This is a genomic window from Plantactinospora alkalitolerans (genome assembly GCF_015690345.1).
Lineage (GTDB): Bacteria > Actinomycetota > Actinomycetes > Mycobacteriales > Micromonosporaceae > Plantactinospora > Plantactinospora alkalitolerans.
The window spans coordinates 1-16478 of the sequence record NZ_JADPUN010000021.1 but is presented as its reverse complement, the minus strand read 5'-3'; the positions used below and the strand labels follow the sequence as shown (position 1 = coordinate 16478).

13 protein-coding genes are annotated in these 16478 nt (G+C 71.2%); 10 read left to right on the top strand and 3 right to left on the bottom strand.

The features are described from left to right. Positions 1-1637: DUF4153 domain-containing protein (locus tag I0C86_RS00390; RefSeq protein ID WP_230393284.1), on the top strand; the 1637-nt coding region annotated here is incomplete at its 5' end. A 62-nt stretch (positions 1638-1699) separates the two neighbouring features. Here the strand turns inward: I0C86_RS00390 and I0C86_RS00385 are convergent. Continuing rightward, the gene (locus I0C86_RS00385; protein ID WP_196199127.1) at positions 1700-2416 is read right to left on the bottom strand and encodes a DUF4386 domain-containing protein; all 717 of its coding nucleotides are present in this window, start codon (positions 2414-2416) and stop codon (positions 1700-1702) included. Positions 2417-2551: 135 nt separating this feature from the next. On the opposite strand from I0C86_RS00385, the gene I0C86_RS00380 reads away from it, so the two are divergent. Further along, complete coding sequence (locus tag I0C86_RS00380; RefSeq protein WP_196199126.1) at positions 2552-3265, top strand: TetR/AcrR family transcriptional regulator C-terminal domain-containing protein; 714 nt, start codon at positions 2552-2554, stop codon at positions 3263-3265. A 60-nt stretch (positions 3266-3325) separates the two neighbouring features. Further along, entirely contained in the window at positions 3326-4267 is a 942-nt protein-coding gene (gene hemC / locus I0C86_RS00375) for a hydroxymethylbilane synthase (protein WP_196199125.1), read from the top strand. 242 nt (positions 4268-4509) lie between these two features. Here the strand turns inward: hemC and I0C86_RS45345 are convergent, their stop codons facing one another. Then, positions 4510-4668 carry a CGNR zinc finger domain-containing protein gene (locus tag I0C86_RS45345; RefSeq protein ID WP_407676245.1) on the bottom strand — a complete coding sequence of 53 codons (159 nt, stop codon included), beginning with the start codon at positions 4666-4668 and terminating at the stop codon, positions 4510-4512. A gap of 168 nt (positions 4669-4836) precedes the next feature. Here I0C86_RS45345 and I0C86_RS00370 point away from each other — a divergent pair, with 168 nt between their 5' ends. Next, positions 4837-5601, top strand: a complete 765-nt coding sequence (locus I0C86_RS00370) for a DinB family protein (protein ID WP_196199124.1) — start codon at positions 4837-4839, stop codon at positions 5599-5601. 434 nt (positions 5602-6035) lie between these two features. Here the strand turns inward: I0C86_RS00370 and I0C86_RS00365 are convergent, their stop codons facing one another. Continuing rightward, positions 6036-6434, bottom strand: coding sequence for an MmcQ/YjbR family DNA-binding protein (locus tag I0C86_RS00365; RefSeq protein WP_196199123.1), 399 nt, complete (start codon positions 6432-6434; stop codon positions 6036-6038). A 540-nt stretch (positions 6435-6974) separates the two neighbouring features. Here I0C86_RS00365 and I0C86_RS00360 point away from each other — a divergent pair. The 6 genes from I0C86_RS00360 to I0C86_RS00335 form a co-directional block, all read left to right on the top strand. Continuing rightward, entirely contained in the window at positions 6975-8321 is a 1347-nt protein-coding gene (locus I0C86_RS00360; protein ID WP_196199122.1) for an LPXTG cell wall anchor domain-containing protein, read from the top strand. Between the two features lie 473 nt (positions 8322-8794). After that, the gene (locus tag I0C86_RS00355; protein ID WP_196199121.1) at positions 8795-13042 is read left to right on the top strand and encodes a condensation domain-containing protein; all 4248 of its coding nucleotides are present in this window, start codon (positions 8795-8797) and stop codon (positions 13040-13042) included. After that, complete coding sequence (locus tag I0C86_RS00350; protein ID WP_230393283.1) at positions 13039-14037, top strand: 3-oxoacyl-[acyl-carrier-protein] synthase III C-terminal domain-containing protein; 999 nt, start codon at positions 13039-13041, stop codon at positions 14035-14037. Before I0C86_RS00355 ends, I0C86_RS00350 begins: the two co-directional genes overlap by 4 nt. A 67-nt stretch (positions 14038-14104) precedes the next feature. Further along, positions 14105-14389, top strand: a complete 285-nt coding sequence (locus I0C86_RS00345) for an acyl carrier protein (RefSeq protein ID WP_196199120.1) — start codon at positions 14105-14107, stop codon at positions 14387-14389. A 3-nt stretch (positions 14390-14392) separates the two neighbouring features. Beyond that, positions 14393-15502 carry an acyl-CoA dehydrogenase family protein gene (locus I0C86_RS00340; RefSeq protein WP_196199119.1) on the top strand — a complete coding sequence of 370 codons (1110 nt, stop codon included), beginning with the start codon at positions 14393-14395 and terminating at the stop codon, positions 15500-15502. Between the two features lie 10 nt (positions 15503-15512). Beyond that, positions 15513-16478: HAD-IIIC family phosphatase (locus I0C86_RS00335; RefSeq protein ID WP_196199118.1), on the top strand; the 966-nt coding region annotated here is incomplete at its 3' end.

The window sequence follows — 16478 nt, the reverse complement described above, 5'->3', positions numbered from 1 at the left end:
GACCAGCACCCGGCACGACACCTCCGCCCCGGCCGCAACCCGGTGCCACGGCGCAGCCGACCTGGTCGGGAGTACCGGGCCATCCGCCGGCCCCGCAGTACGGCGGATTTTCGCCCCGACCGCTCCCGCCGTCGTTCCTGCAGACCCGGTGGCCGGGACCGGATCCCGCGCGAGGTTGGGCCGTACCGGCCGCGGTCCTCACCGGGGCGCTGGGGCTCGCGTTCTTCCTCCCGCTCGGCCGTACCGGTATCGGTTGGCTGCTCGGCTGGCTAACCCTGACCATCGGCGTCGTCGTCGCGGCCCGGCAGCCCGCCGCCCGGCTACCCCGCGCCGAACGGTGGGTCCGCGCCGGGTGGGCGGCGGCGGCTCTGGCGCTGCTCTCGGTTCTCGCGTTCCGCAACGCCTGGTGGCTGGTGACGTTCTGCGTCCTCGGCGCGCTCGGCTGTACGGCGCTGGCCATCGTGGGTGGCCGGTTCGTACGCTCGATCCTGTTCAGCCTGGTCGCGGCGCCGTTCGCGGCGTTCCGTGGACTGCCGTGGGTGAGCCGGCACGTCCAGGGCACCGAGAATGCCGGTACGACCCGTCGGGTCACGGGTTCGGTGGCGGCCACCGTGGTCGTGCTGATCGTCTTCGGTGCCCTCCTCTCGTCCGCGGACGTCGCGTTCTCGGCGGTCCTCGGCGCGCTCATGCCCGAGATCAGTGCCAGCGCGGTGTTCCGGCTGCTCTTCCTCCTGGCCGTGGGTGGGCTGATCACGGTCGCCGCGGTGTACACGCTGTCCGCCCCTCCCGATCTGTCCACGGTGGACAAGCCGAGCCGACGCAGTTTCGGCATCGTCGAGTGGGCCCCGCCCATCGCCGGTCTGACGCTGCTCTTCATCGGTTTCGTCGCGGTGCAGTTCACCGTTCTCTTCGGTGGCCAGCGGCACGTCCTGCGCACCACCGGTCTCAGCTATGCCGAGTACGCCCGCAGTGGCTTCTGGCAACTGCTCGCCGTCACGGTGCTGACCGTGGCGGTGCTGGCCGGCGTGACCCGGTGGGCGCGGCGGGACCGTCCGGCCGAGCGCCTCCTCCTGCGGATACTGCTCGGCCTGCTCAGCGCGCTCAGCGTCGTCATCGTGGTGTCGGCGCTGTCCCGGATGTACACCTACCAGCAGGTCTACAGCTTCACCGGCGAACGAATCTTCGTCATGACGCTCGAACTGCTGCTCGGCGTGGTCTTCCTGATGATCATGGCGGCCGGGATTCGCTGGCAGGGAGCCTGGATCCCCCGACTGACCGTGGGGCTCGCCGTGGCAATGCTGCTGGGTCTGGCCGTGCTCAACCCCGAGGACTACGCGGCCCACCGCAACATCAGCCGCTACCAGGCGACAGGCAAGATCGATGCCTGGTACCTGCGGGCGCTCTCCGCCGACGCGACGCCCGCCCTGAGCGGCCTGCCCGACCCGGTACGCCGCTGCACGTTGAGCTGGATCGCCGAGGAGTTGGCCGAGTCGGATCCGTGGTACGCCTGGAACCTGGGTCGTGTCCGGGCGCGCGAGGCACTCGACCGGCTCGGGCCGAACGCGATCGGTGGGCAGAAGGACTGCCGCGCCGCCGACCAGTTCGATCTGCCCAAGAGCCGCTCGCAACCTCGCTGACCGCCGACGTCCCGGGCGCGACACCGGTGGGGCGGCGCGACGCAGCCGCCCCGCCGGGGACGTCACCCGGGCGATCCCGTTGGAAGTGGCGGAACGGTGGCAGCGCGCGGTGATCCGGGGAGCGCCTGCGCGCGGACGCCACGGACGAGCAGGTAACCGATCATCCAGAACTCGCCCACGCTCGCGGGAACGGTGAGGACGTCGGCGATCATCCCCGCGCCGGGCGCGAGGTACCCGACGAACGCGCTGAGCACGTAGCCGACGCCACCCACGACGAGGAGCCAGCCGAGGAACCGGGGCATCCATCCGGAGCGGTGCACGCACCGGCCCATCGGGATCAGCCACAGGCCGAAGAAGATCGCGCCGACGGTCCACAGGTTTCCGCTGACGAGATACAGGAGCTGGGCGGTGACCGCCGCGTCGCCGACGGGTGTGCGCGCGACCTCGGCCGCCGTCCCGAGGAGAGCCGCACTGCCGAGAATGGCGATGGCGTTGGCCATGCCGAACGCGGCGATGCTGCCGGCGGCGACGGAGTCGACCGTGCGGAAGAGGCGGTAGAACCAGACCGCGGTGAGGGCCTGGGTGAGCACGAGAAGAAGTTCGAGGGCGATCCCGACGCGCGCGAGGGACCCGTGCTCGACCAGTCGGGTGAGGGTCGCACCGGCGTCGTCGGCGACGAAGAGCTGCGGCCGGATGAGCAGGAAGCCGAGGCCGCCGCTGATGGCGAGGCCGAGATAGAGCAGCCCGGTCGCCCGGGCGGTACGGATGAGGGGGTGCATGGGTGGCTCCTTCGCCTTCGTGCGACAGCGGACCGCGCTCCTCGATACCGGGTATGCCGGGATGCCGGCAGCACGTACTGCCTTACGACGTAAGGTAACCATACAATGTAAGGTGATCACAAGGATGGGAGGCGGATGGGAACGAAGAGCCCTCGGGTTCCGCTGAGCCGCGAACGCGCCCTGGCAACGGCGGTCGCGCTGGCGGACGCCGAAGGAATCCAGGCGCTGACCATGCGTCGGCTCGCCGCCGAACTCGGCGTCGAGGCGATGTCGCTCTACTACCACCTGCCCGGCAAGGAGGGCCTGCTCGACGGCCTCGCCGATACCGTTCTCGGCGAGATCGAGGCCGCGGTCCGCCGCACCGGGACGATCGGGGTCGACGAGGACTGGCGTACCCGACTACGACAGCGCTTCCTCTCGGCACGCGAGGTCATGCTGCGTCACCCGTGGGCCCCCGCGCTGCTCGGCTCCCGCCCCACCATTCCGGCCAGCGTGTACACGTACTACGACGGAATCGTGGCCACGATGATCGGCGGCGGGTTCTCCTATCGCCTGGCCCACCGGGCGGTACACGCGTTCGGCAGCCTGGCACTCGGGTTCGCGCAGGAGATCTTCCGTCCCGCCTCGGCCGGCGGGCAGACGGACGTCGAGGTCGCGGAGGCCGACCTGGCCGCGATGGCCGAGGCCCTGCCTTCCCTGGCCGCGATGATCGCGACCGAGGCCCACGCCATGTCCGACCCCACGCTCGGCTGGTGTGACAGCCAGGTCGAGTTCGAGTTCACCCTCGACCTCCTTCTCGATGGGCTCGAACGCGCCCGCGACCGGGGCGCGTCACCACACTCTCGTTGAGTGGACCCGGCATCCGGACCGCCCGTCGGCGCCCGTGTCCGGCGGACTACCCTCGCCGGTATGTCCGACTCCCGCCTGCTGCGCATCGGTACCCGCAACTCGCCGATGGCGCTGGCCCAGGTCGAGCGGGTCCGCACGATGCTCGCCGACCGGCACCCCGACGTCACCGTCGAGGTGATGTCGATGTCCACCAGCGGGGACCGCTGGCAGGGCGACCTGGCCGCCCTGGGCGGCAAGGGAGCGTTCACCAAGGAGGTGGACGCGGCCCTGCTCGCCGGGAACGTCGACCTGGTCGTGCACTGTGTCAAGGACGTACCCGGGGACCGGCCGGCACCGGCCGGGACGGTGATGGCCGCCTACCTGGCGCGCGACGACGTCCGGGACTGTCTCGTGCACCCGGCCGGCCTGCGGATCGAGCAACTACCCGCCGGTACCCGGATCGGCACCTCCGCGGTGCGACGGGTCGCGCAACTGGCCCTGCACTGGCCACACCTGGCGCCAGTGGCCATCCGTGGCAACGCGAACAGCCGGCTGGCCAAACTCGACACCGGCGACAGGTACGACGCGCTGCTGCTCGCGGTCTCCGGGCTGCGGCGGATCGGGCAGGCCGACCGGATCACCCATCCGATCGACGTCGACACGATGGTCCCTGCCGTCGGCTCCGGCACCCTGGTCCTGCAATGCCGCGAAGACGACACCGGCACCCGTGACCTGGCCGCCAGCCTCGGCGACCCGCAGGCTCAGCAGGAAACCACGGCCGAGCGGACCATGCTGCACATCCTGCAGGGCAACTGCCATTCCCCGATCGCCGCGCTCGCACGCACCGAACCGGACGGACGCCTCGGCCTGCGGGCACGGGTGATCAGCCTCGACGGCAAGACCGTGCTCGACGTGCACGAGTGGGCGGCGGATCCGATCACCCTCGGGACCTCCGTCGCCGCGGCCCTGCTCCGGCAGGGCGCCCGTGACCTCCTCGACCTGCCCGTCCACGGAGCGGCCTGACCGAACACCAGGTACCTGTGCCGCGCACGGAGGTCGCGGCCCCGCAGGCCGGGCCAACGGTCGTTCGTGCATGAACACCCGTTCCATGTGTGCGAACAGCGCCAGCAGCGCGACGGCCAGCTCGGCCATCGGCGAGTTGTCAGTGGGTGTAGATCCGTCCGGCCGGGATGCCGTGCTTGCCCAGTGCGTCGAGCTGGCGTTCAAGGTCTTGGTGCGTGGTGGACACGCGTAGCCGAGTTCCATCACGCCACCGTTTCGGCCCGGCCAGTGCTGCGGGCGTGCCGGTGTGCCCGCACCCGACACGCGGTCGAGCAGTAGGTTCGGCGCCGTCCGGTGGATGGCTGCCGGATGACTCGACCGCAGTCCGGTGCTGGACAAGGAGTTTCGTGACGTCCGCCCATGTTTTCGGCGGTGGTGTTACGAAATTTGGTAAGGCTGAGCGGGGTCGCCGGTTGCGTCGTTCTCCACGGTGGCCCGGAGTGGACGGTTGGACCAGAGTACGTCGGTGCGCTGCTGCCAGGTGCCGCCATTCACTGGCGCGGGCGGGACGGATACGGAAAACTGTCCCGATGCCCGCTGAGTACACCCAAGGTGACCAGTTCCGTGGTGCCCGCATCCACCTGTGCGACCTCTCCGGCCTCGAGATTCGCGATTGCGACGTCACCGGCCTGAAGATCGTGGACTGCTATGGGGGCAACGTCTCCCTCGGTGGCGGCTTCGAGCGTGTCGTTGTCAACGACGTCGACGTGACCGCCTACGTCGAGGCCGAGCTCGACCGGCTGCATCCCAACCGGGTGCTGGCCCGTGAGGCCACGTCCGCCGCCGAATACCGGGCCGCTTGGGATGCCATCGAGAAGCAATGGGAGGAGACGCTCGACCGCGCCAGGCGCCTACCCGAGGCGAAGCTGCACGAGCAGGTCGACGGCGAGTGGTCGTTCGTCGAGACGCAGCGGCATCTGCTGATGGCCAGCGATGCCTGGATCGGCAACGCCGTGCTCGAGGAGGACGCGCCGTACCACCCGTTGGGCCTTCCTGGCGGCGGGATGCCGGCCGAAGCATCGGCGAAGCTCGGGCTCACCCTCGATGCCACCCCGACGCTCGACGAGGTACTCGCGCTGCGGCTCGCCCGCATGGCCACGATACGCCGGGTAGTCGACGAGCTCACCGAGGCCGAGCTCGACCGGGTATGTGGTCGCAAGCCGGCCGACCCATACCCGGACCGGGAGTACGTTGTGCGCCGCTGCCTCACGGTGGTGTGCAAGGAAGAGGCCGAGCATCACCGGTACGCGGTGCGCGACCTCACCGTGCTCGAGGCCGGTGCCCGAACCGAGTGAAGGCGCGTCCCGGCAATGGACGGCGATCTCGCGATCCTGCGCTGGACCAGCCCATCTAGCTGTCGGAGCCCCTCATCGCACCCGCACTGCCCAGCCAGGGCGCGGTGCCGACCGGCGAGGTAGTCACGACCAGCTACGGAAAGACCAGCAATGCGGGCAGCTTCCCCAACGAACGACGCGAGGTCTTCCTCGATGTCACGCCGCGGTGGACCTGCGAAGCCATCTACCAGTTCGTGAAGCCGTTCACGCCCGGAATGAACTGTACCCGCATCCGGCCAGACGGCCGGAGCATGCGGCACTGGGTGATGTCGTCATCGGAATCGTCTCCTGAAATATCTCTGGCCAGTGCGGCAACCCGACCTATCCCACCGTGAATACGAATGTTTCTCAGCACCGAACCTGGATAAGCGGAACGTGGGGAGGTAGCCGGCGGTTCATCCACCTGCCTTCAGCCGGAACGCGAGGCGGCGGGGCGCCTGCACTCGATAGCTGTCCGTCACCAGCTCGGCAACCTCGACCCAGTCCGTCTCGTCGTCCAGCACCATTCCCACGACATTCACACCCCAGTCGGCCCGGAAGAACGGAGGGCCGACATGCGCCAGCGCGGCCAACTCCCCGGGCGGCGCCCGGAAGGTCATCAGGATGGCCGGATCGTCCGTATCGATGTACGCCGACCGCCTCCCGTCGGTGGTGTAGACGTGCAGGAACGTCCGCCGGCGAATCCGCCACCGCAGGCCGATCCACGCCGGCTCCTCGTACGCCTCGGGCAGCTCCCCGCAGATCACCCGGAGCCGGCCCACAACGGCGGGTGGAACGTCCGCGATGTCGCTCATCTGCACCTCCCCGCCCGTCCTGCCCGCCGGGTAGGACATCAGCACATCGCCCAACGCCGAGCCCACCGTCTTGGACAGGAAGTCCCGGCCCCGGTCGGCGGACCTACTTCAGCACCCCGCCCTACCAGCCGCCGGTCCTAGAGCCTCAGCACACCCGGGCGCCGCCGACGCGGCCCCTCGGCCCGGACCGCGCGACACGTCCAGATCGCCCTATATGCCGGCGCTACTGACAGCCCGATGAGAACCGGTGCTGACACTTAGCCGAGAAGTCTCAGTCGCCGTCGCGGGCCTGTCAGGCAGGGCGAACCGGCCGCATCATAAGTTTCCATTATCTGTGGTTCAAGAGATCCACATTTCCGCGCTGGACGTTTGATTCACCGACGGCACGGTCCCTACGGTGTGCGTGCGGCGTGCGGGACGACCCGCGCGATGCGCCTTCTGGGCCGACGGGTCGGCCAGCCACCGGAAGACGTCGTCCGCGAGCAAGCGCAACCCGTCGCTCCGAGGCAGCAGCGCGGGAGTATTGGGAGGTTCGTACACATGGGACGGTCAGAATCCGGTCGTGCCCCCGCCGATCCTGGCCCCCGGCGCCGGGTCCTCGCCGTGGTCGCCGCCCTTGCCCTGTTCGGTGGCCTGGTCGGTGTCACGCAGGTTTCCAACGCGGAGACCCAGCGGGCCGCTCCCACCTGCAAGCCCACGCCTCCGGCGTCCACCGGTGCGCCGGACCGCGACGGTGCGGACGAAGACGGCCCGACGCCGGGCGGTACGACCCCGGGCGGTACGACGCCGACCGGATCCGCCGTGGAGTGCGAGGAGCAGGACGGCCCCGAGGAATCGGCGACCACTCCCCCGGCAAGCCCCCCGGGTGGCGGCCTCGACACGCTCGGCGACAACTGCGACAACAGCGGGCTTCAGGCGCACACCGGCTTCCAGGAAGGGAACCGGTGCGTGTCGACCGCCTTCGGTGAGGTGGCCGCCGCGGCGCAGAACCCGACGCTGCTGATCGCCGAGGCCCCACGGCGGGTACGGGCGGGACAACCGTTCCGGATCGTCGTGAGCACCCGCAACCTCGTCCGTGACCGGTTCCTGCCCGCCGCGCAGGGCGGCTACTACCGGGAGACGTCCCTGCTCGACGACAACGGCCTGGTACGCGGCCACTTCCACACCGCGTGCCGGATGCTCAGCAGCACCAGGGAGGCCGTGGACCCGGCTCCGATTCCGGCGTTCTTCGTCGCCACGGAGGACGGGAAAGGTGGCGCCGAGCCGGACTCGGTCATCGTGCAGGTGCCGGGCCTGCCCGAGGGTCTCGCACAGTGCTCGGCGTGGGCCGGCGACGGTTCGCACCGCATCCCGATGATGCAGCGCGCCAACCAGATCCCCGCGCTCGACTCCGTCCGCATCCAGGTGCAGCCCGCCGCCGAGGCACCGCCGGCGACCGAGGCACCGCCCGCGACCGAGGCACCGCCCGCGACCGAGGCACCACCGGCGACCGAGGCACCGCCCGCCGGCAACCCCGGCGGCGAGGAGCCGCCCGCCGGGCAGCCCGAGGACGAGTCACCGGGACAGGAGCCCGACCAGCAGGAGCAGCCGGGGAACGGGCAGGCGCCCGGCGGGCAGAAGCCGACTTCCGGCAAGCCCGCGAACGGAACCACCCGCCCGGCAGCTGCGGCCACCACCAAACCGGCGCCGGAGACGTCGGCGGCGGACGACGAGGCGACCGTCACCACGGACCCGCCGGCGCGGGTCACCAACGCGGGAGGCTCGGGTGGTGGGCTGGCGCTCACCGGTGCGAACACCATCGCCTTCGCCGGCCTGGGCGTGGCATTGTTCATCGCCGGAATCGCCCTCGTCTTCCTGACCCGTCGGCGCCGGGCGGTACGACGCTGACGCGCGACAACCCAGCGGTACGACGCTGACGCGCGACAACCCAGCGGTACGGCGGGTGCGGCCTCCGGTGGCGGCGGACATGGTCCGTGGCTCCCGGGTAGAGGTCGCACCCGCCGATCTCGTTGCCGTGGGACTCCCGAGCCTGCGGCGGAGCTAGTCGAAAATCTGAGACGTTGGACGTGTCTGCGGCAATGCCCAGCTCAGTCCGCCATGTCCAACCGTGAACCCGGCCTTGTCCCGATCATGAGAGTCGGACGTTACCGTCGCATCGACGGGGGACGGGGTCGAGCGCTCGCGCGAACGGCCGGCGTAACACGGCGTCCCGTCAGGAGATGTCGCCATGTCCGTGCGGGGGTCGCCAGGACCGGCATGGACGCATCCACGCATCGTCTCGACCCGACGGAGGAATCTGATCCAGCCGCCTGAGGAGCCTCCGGGATCAGTCAGGACGTCATCCGAAGGGGGACAAAGGCATGACGGACGAGGTCGCGATCGTCGGGGCGTCCGGGATCTTTCCCGGGGCGGAGGACCTGGAGTCCTTTCACGCCAATCTGCGCGAGGGTCGCAACAGCGTCGTGCGACCGAGCGACGACCGGGTGCGCAACGGCGGCGGTGAACCGGACGACGACCACCTGTTGATGGGCTATCTCCCTCGGGTGGACCTCTTCGACCACGAGTTCTTCGGTATCCCCCGCCGCGAGGCCGAGCGGATGGATCCCCACCAGCGACTGCTGTTGCAACTCACCCACCGGGCGATCGAGTCGGCCGGTTACGCGCCGGGAGCGCTCCGGGGATCGCCGGCGGGAGTGTTCCTGGCCGGTGGCATGTGGTTCGGGCCGATGGACACCGAACGGGACGTGCTCTCCCTGCTCGGCTCCTCGGCAGCCTCGCTGGCGGCCAGGCTCAGCTACCTGTTCGACTTTCGCGGGCCCGCCCTGGTGGTGGACAGCGCGTGCAGCAGCGGGCTGACGGCCCTCAACCTGGCGGTCGGCATGTTGCGCGGCGGTAGCCTGCCGTTCGCGGTCGTCGGCGGGGTCACACTCATCCCGGCCGTGCAACGGCGCGCCGACTTCAACCCGCTGCCCGGGCTGGAGGCGCTCGACCAGGTGTGCCGGCCGTTCGACGCGAACGCCGACGGGCTGTCCGGCGGCGAAGGCGGGGGCGTACTCGTCGTCAAGCTGCTCTCCCGCGCGGTCGCCGACGGCGACAACGTGCTCGCGGTGGTCAAGGGCATCGCGGTCAACCACAACGGATTTCGCGCGGCGAGCATGGCGGCACCGAGCCAGGTCGCGCAGGCGAGCGTGATCGCCCAGGCGTGGCAGGACGGCGGGGTCGACCCGGCGACGGTCGGTTACGTCGAGTGCCACGGCTCGGGGACGCAGTTGGGGGACGTCGTCGAGGTGGACGCGCTGCGTCGGGCGTTCGTGGAGGCGGGCGTGACCGAGCGGCACTGTCCGATCGGGTCGGTCAAGGCGAACATCGGCCACCTGGGCAACGCGGCGGGAATCGCGGGCCTGTTCAAGGCCGTGTCCGCACTGCGGTACGGCACCCGCTATCCGATGATCAATTTTCACGAGCCCAACCCTCTGATCGACTTCACCGGACCGGTGTATCCGAACGTCGTCGAGGAGCCCTGGGACGTGCCCGACGGCGTCCCCCGTCGCGCCGGAGTGAGCAGTCTCGGCCTGACCGGCACCAACGCGCACGTCGTGCTCGAGGAGGCGGCCCCGGTACGCGAGGATCCGGACGCCGGACCGACCACCGAGCTCGTCACCGTGTCGGCCAGGTCGCAGCCGGCGCTGGAACGGTACCGGGCGCGGCTGGCGGACTTCGCCGAGCGTACGGGCCACTCGGTGCGGGCGGTGGCGCACGTGCTGAACCGGGGCCGCGACGACCATCCGTACCGGCTGGCGTTCACCGCCGCGACGACCGCGGAGCTGGCTTCCGCGCTGCGGTCCGCGGCCCCGCCCGAGCGCGCCGCCCCCGATTCGCCCCGGCTGGTGCTCCTGTTCTCGGGGGACGCGCTCGTCGACGACGTCGTCTGGTCCCGGCTGCGCACCGACTGTCCCGGCCTGATCCCCGTGGAGTGCGAGAAGAACGCCGGACCCGACGCCGGAGGTGTGCTGGTCGCCCGGCAGTACGCCCTCTACCGGGTCGCGGAGGCGCTCGGGCTGCTGACCGGCGCGGACGTCAGCCTCGTCGGCTCCGGCGCGGGAAACCTGGTGACCCGGGTGGCCCGCGGCCGGCTGTCGCTCGTCGACGCCGCCGCCCAGGCCGGTGTGCGCGGACTCTCGGCGGAGTTCGACCGGGACGGGCTGCGGCGGGTCGTGGCCGGGTTCTCGCGCGTCGACACCATCGCCGTGGAGCTGGGCGCCGACGGGGTCCTGGCGCGGGAGATCCGTACCCTCGCACCGGAGCTGCCCATCGTCGACCTGGTCGGGGACGGGTCGCGTCGAGGCATGCTGGACCGCGTCGGCGAGCTGTACAGGCGCGGCGCCGCGGTCGACTGGGACCGCTACTACCGGGACGCGGCCATCGCGCGGATCGAGCTTCCGACGTACCCGTTCGAACCGACCCGCTGCTGGCCCACGTCCCGACCGACGATGAGACGGCCCGACGGGTCCGCCGCGCCGCCGCGGGAGGTCCGCGCCGATCGCCCCGACAGCGCCGAGATCGAGCGGCAGGTCGCCGAGGTGTGGGCGGAGCAACTGGACGTCACCGGGCTCGGCCCCGACTCGGACTACTTCATGCTCGGCGGTACGTCGCTGGTCGGGGTCGGCGTGCTCCGCGCGCTCGCCGAACGGTTCGGCGTCCCGGTGACCTTCGCCGACCTCTACGCGTGCCGCACGGTCCGCGCCCTGGCCGGACGGCTGGGCGAGCTGCTCGGAGAGCGGGCCGCCGGCACCGGCGACGGCGCGGAGACCGAGCAGCCGATCACCCCGGTTCCGCGCGACGGGCGTCCCGCGCTCTCCTTCGGCCAGGAAACCCTGTGGTACCTCGACCAGGTGAACCCGGACAGCGCGCTGTACAACATCCCGGGCCCGATGCACCTGACCGGCAAGGTGGACGTGGCGGCGCTCCAGGACGCGCTCGCCGACGTCGCCCGGCGACACGAGGTGCTGCACAGCTGTTTCCGGACCGACGAGGACGGCACGCCGTACGTCGTGACCGTGGCGCCCGAGCCCCTGCTGCCGCTCGTCGACGTGAGCAGGCTCGGCGACGCCCACCGCGACCGGCGGGTACGGGCGCTTCTCCAGGAGACGGTCCTGGCCCCGTTCGACCTCGCCGAGGACGCGCTCTTCCGGGCGACCCTGATCAAGCTCGCCGAGGACGACCACGTACTGGTGCTGGTCTTCCACCACATCGTCTTCGACGGCTGGTCGCCGACCGTGTTCATGCGGGACCTCGCGGAGTTCTACCGGGCACGTACCGAGGGTGTCCCGGCACGGCTGCCCGAGCTGACCGTCCAGTATCTGGACTTCGTCGCCTGGTACCGCGCCCGGCTGACGGGCCCGAGACTGCGGCGCGGCCTCGAGTTCTGGCGGACCGAGTTGGCCGGGCTGAGCCGCGAGGAACTGCCGCTGGACCACCCGCGCCCCGCCGTCCAGTCGTACGCCGGTGACGTCCTCACCCTGGTGATCGAGGCCGAGGTGGCCGACCAGGTCCGGGAGTTCAGCCGACGCAACGGCGTGACGGCCTTCGTCACCATGCTGGCCGTGCTCGACGTCCTGCTGCACCGGTGGACGCGGCAGGGCGACGTCTGCATCGGGGTCGCCACCTCCGGGCGCATCCATCCCGCCGCCAACGACCTCGTCGGCTACTTCAACAACGTGTTGCCGTTCCGTACCCAGGTCACGGCCGACCTGCGCTTCGACGAGCTGGTCCGGCGCTGCGCGGGTACGGTCGCCGGGGTACTGGACCACGAGGAGATACCGGTCGGCAAGATCCTCTCGACCGGGGACTTCGCGCGGGACCTGGCCCGGCATCCGCTGTTCGACGTGAGCTACACGTACCAGAACGTGCTGCCGTACACCGGCGGGCTGGGCGAACTGGGTTTCTCCCGGTACGCCGGGACGGAGATCGGCTACGTCGCGCCCGGCACGGCCAAGTTCGACCTGTCGTTCGGGATCTCGGACGACGGCACCGGGCCGATGATCGGCGACGTTTCGTACGCGACCGCCCTGTTCGACCGGGCCACGGCGGAGCGCCTGGCGGCCTGGTACCCGGCCCTGGTCGCGGCGGCGATGGCGGACCCGGGTACGGCGATCGGAGAGATCACCGTGCCGGGCCCGGTACCCACCGGCGGTGGATCCGAGGCGACGGTGGCCGGACCGGTCCCCGCCGCGCCCGTCGAGGCTCCTACCGCTGCCCGTCCCCGGACGGAGATCCCGACGCCGGCAGGGGTACGCGCCGACGCGGTCGAGGTGATGTGTGCCCTCTTCGCGGATCTGCTGGGGCGGGAGCGGGTCGGCGCGGACGAGGGCTTCTTCGCCCTGGGCGGCGACTCCATCAAGTCCATCCAACTGGTGGCCCGGGCCCGGCGTGCCGGGCTGCTGATCACCCGACAGCAGGTGTTCACCTGCCGGACCCCTGCCGCGCTGGCGGGCGTGGCCCAACCGCCCGGAACGGAGGCGGCGGCCGTACCCGTCCCCGCCGACTTCCCCCTCGTGGAACTCAGCCAGGACGAGATGGACGAGATCGAGGCGGGGAGCGGAAGGTGACCATGTCGCTGGCGGCCGTCAGCACGTACCTGCCCGACCGGGTCCTCCTCACCGACCTGCCGGAACTGGCCGACCTCGACGATGCGGAACGGGCCCTGTGCCTGGCCCTCGGCATCGAGCGGGTCACCGTCGACGACGAACTGAGCACGGTGGACCTCGCGGTGCGCGCGGCTCGTCGGACGCTGGCCGTGGCCGGGGTCGATCCGCAGGCACTCGACGGGGTGCTCCTGGTCGAGGCCCGTGCGCCCGGCACGCTCGCGAGTTCCGAGGCGACCGGGTTGCAGGCGGCACTCGGCGCGAACGCGGCCTGGGCGTTCTCCATCGGCGGGCTCGGGTGCGCGTCGATCGTTCCGGCGCTGCTCACCGCGCGGGGGCTGCTGGCCGCCGACCCGGAGATCTCGCACATCCTCGTCGCGCACGGCAGCCGCCCGGTGGCGTCCCGGCGGTACCGGCACCCGGTGACGGTCAACGGCGACAGCGGGCAGGCGGTCGTCGTCTCCCGGGAGGGGCCGCTGCGGGTCCGGGACATCCTGCTGGAGACGAACGGTGCCTACTGGGATCTGTTCCAGGTCGACTACCGGGGCAACCCACCGCAGGACTGGCGCGAGGTCTGCGCCGACCTGCCCCGCTACGCGTTCTCGCTGGCGGTGGAGTCGAGGAAGCGGATCGCCGCGCTCAACCGCAGGCTGCTGGAACGCAACGGCGTCGACCAGGACGACATCTCGTGCTACGTCGGCCAGAACCTGTCCACCGCGGCACTGCAGGTCGTCGGGGAGTCCCTCGGGGTGAAGATCGCCGACGGCTGCCGGGACAACCTGCGGGAGAACGGTCACCTCGGGCCCAACGACGCGCTGCTGAACCTCAGCACGGCGATCGACAGTGGTGACCTGCCCGAGGGCGGCCGCGCCGTCGTCCTGAACATGAGCCCGGCGGCGGCGTGGAGCGCGATGCTCGTCGAGCACCGCGCCCCGGACAACAGAACGGTCTGCCTGTAGCCGGCCTGCCGGTCGGAAGGGAGGGCCGGTGCGGCGAGGCGACGCAGGACGACACGAGGGAGGCGCGATGGATATCCGGCAGGTGTCCGGCGACGACATCACCCGGCAGATCCTGGAATTTCTGTCCGCCGCCACCGGCGGCACGGCGCTCGCCGAGGACCAGGACTACATCGCGGAGGGACTGGTCAACTCGATCCAGGCGGTCGAGCTGGTGACCCGGGTCGAGCAGCGGTTCGGCATCGAGGTCGAGGTCTCCGATCTCGATCTCGACAACTTCCGGACCGCCGGCCGGATCGCCGACTTCGTCCGGCGCAAGCGCGCCGCCGCCGCGCCGGACACCCGGGACGGCTGACCCGTGGACGTTGCCAGCTTCGTCGATTCCGTCCGGGCCGACGTGGCCGGGTGGGATCGGGCCGGCGGACTGCCCTCCGCGATCGTCCCGACGATGGCGACCGGCGGCTTCCTCGCCGCGGACCTCCCCCGGCGGTACGGTGGCGCCGACCTCGGCCAGCGCGACCTCGGCGAGATCTGCGCGTCGCTGGGCGGCGTGTGCAGCGCGTTGCGCAGCCTGGTCACGGTGCAGGGCATGGTGGCCGCCGCCCTGCTCCGCTGGGGAACCGGTGCACAGCGGGCGGCCTGGCTCCCGACGTTGGCCAGCGGCGGGAACATCGCCGGGTTCGCGGCCACCGAGGAGGGCGCGGGCAGCGACCTCGGCGCGATGAGCACCACCGTCCAGGGCCACGGCGACGATGTCGTGGTACGCGGCCGAAAACTCTGGGTCAGCCTCGGGCGGCTCGCCACCGTGTTCCTGGTGTTCGGCCGCCAGGACGGGCTGCCGGTGGCCGTACTTGTCGAATCCGACCGGCCCGGTGTGGTGGTCGAGCCGATCGCGGACCCGCTGGGCCTGCGCGCCGCCCAGCTCGCGAACATCCGGTTCGAGGACGTCCGGGTGCCCGCGGCCAACCTCGTCGCACCGGCGGGATTCGGGCTGTCGCACGTGGCGGCGACCGCCGTCGACCACGGGCGGCACACCGTCGCCTGGGGCTGTGTGGGCCTGGCCGCCGCCTGCCTGGAGCAGGCCGTGCAGCACACGGCGCGGCGCGTGCAGGGCGGCGTCCGGCTGGCGGACCACCAGCTCGTGCGCGCGGTCCTCGGACGCGCCTACGTGGCGACCTCGGGCGCACGGCAGCTCTGCGCGCATGCCGCCCGGCTGCGGGAGCAGCGGTCGCCGTCGGCCACGGCGGAGACGGTGGTGGCCAAGTACGCGGGCGCCGCCGCGGCGGCCAGCGTCAGCCAGGACGCGGTCCAGCTGCTCGGCGCGGCCGGGTGCGGCCCGGACAACCCGGTGAACCGGTTCTTCCGCGACGCGAAGATCATGCAGATCATCGAGGGTTCCCGCGAGGTGGGCGAGCTCGACATCGGAGAGTTCGCGCTCCGCACCGCAGGCCCGGATCGGACGCTCTGAGGGGACGGGCATGCAGAAGATCAAGTGCGTCATCTGGGACCTGGACGACACGGTCTGGAACGGTGTGGTCATCGAGGGCGATCCGGCGACCCCGCTCCCGGTGGTGGTCGAGACGATCCGAACGCTCGACCAGCGGGGAATCCTGCACGCCGTGGCCAGCCGGGGCGACCGCGACCTCTCCCTCGCCCACCTGACCGCGCACGGGCTGGCGGAGTACTTCTGCGCCGTGGAGATCGGCTGGGGTGCCAAGTCCGAGGCGGTGGCCCGGATCGCCGAGCTGCTGAACATCGGACCCGACACGATGGCCTTCGTCGACAACGACGACATGGAACTCGCGGAGGTCGCCGCCGCGCATCCCGAGGTGCGGTGCTACCGGTCCGACGGCGTCGCCGAACTGCCGGACCGGCCGGAGTTCCGCCCGGCCTTCGTCACCGACGAGTCGGCGGCACGTCGCCGGATGTACCAGGCCGACGGGACGCGCAGCGCAGCGCAGGAACGCTACTCCGGTACTCCGGCCGAATTCCTCGCCTCGCTCGACCTGGTGATGACGATCGACCACGCCACCGGCGACGACCTCGCCCGCGCCCACGAACTCACCGTCCGCACCCACCAGCTCAACACGACCGGGGTGACCTTCGACGAGCACGAACTGCGGGCACTCGTCGACTCACCCCGGGACGAGGTGCTCGTGGCACGGCTGCGGGACCGGTTCGGCGACTACGGCACCATCGGTCTGTCGGTCACCCGGCTGCGCGGCGCCGACGCCGTACTGCACCTGCTGCTGATGTCCTGCCGGGTGATGTCCCGTGGTGCCGGTGCCGTGCTGCTCCACCACGTGATGCGGTCGGCCGTCGACCGGGGCCTGCGGCCGCTGGCCCGGTTCGTCGCCACCGGAAAGAACCGGGTCATGCTGGTCACCCTGCGCTTCGCGGGCTTCGAGCCGATCGAGGACGACGACGGTCGACTGCTGCTGGCC

Bases quoted from the DNA above. Each gene is read 5' to 3' on its own strand.
- I0C86_RS00385 (WP_196199127.1), bottom strand. From the start codon at position 2,416: ATGCACCCCCTCATCCGTACCGCCCGGGCGACCGGGCTGCTCTATCTC.
- I0C86_RS00380 (WP_196199126.1), top strand. From the start codon at position 2,552: ATGGGAACGAAGAGCCCTCGGGTTCCGCTGAGCCGCGAACGCGCCCTG.
- hemC (WP_196199125.1), top strand. From the start codon at position 3,326: ATGTCCGACTCCCGCCTGCTGCGCATCGGTACCCGCAACTCGCCGATG.
- I0C86_RS45345 (WP_407676245.1), bottom strand. From the start codon at position 4,668: ATGGGCGGACGTCACGAAACTCCTTGTCCAGCACCGGACTGCGGTCGA.
- I0C86_RS00370 (WP_196199124.1), top strand. From the start codon at position 4,837: ATGCCCGCTGAGTACACCCAAGGTGACCAGTTCCGTGGTGCCCGCATC.
- I0C86_RS00365 (WP_196199123.1), bottom strand. From the start codon at position 6,434: ATGAGCGACATCGCGGACGTTCCACCCGCCGTTGTGGGCCGGCTCCGG.
- I0C86_RS00360 (WP_196199122.1), top strand. From the start codon at position 6,975: ATGGGACGGTCAGAATCCGGTCGTGCCCCCGCCGATCCTGGCCCCCGG.
- I0C86_RS00355 (WP_196199121.1), top strand. From the start codon at position 8,795: ATGACGGACGAGGTCGCGATCGTCGGGGCGTCCGGGATCTTTCCCGGG.
- I0C86_RS00345 (WP_196199120.1), top strand. From the start codon at position 14,105: ATGGATATCCGGCAGGTGTCCGGCGACGACATCACCCGGCAGATCCTG.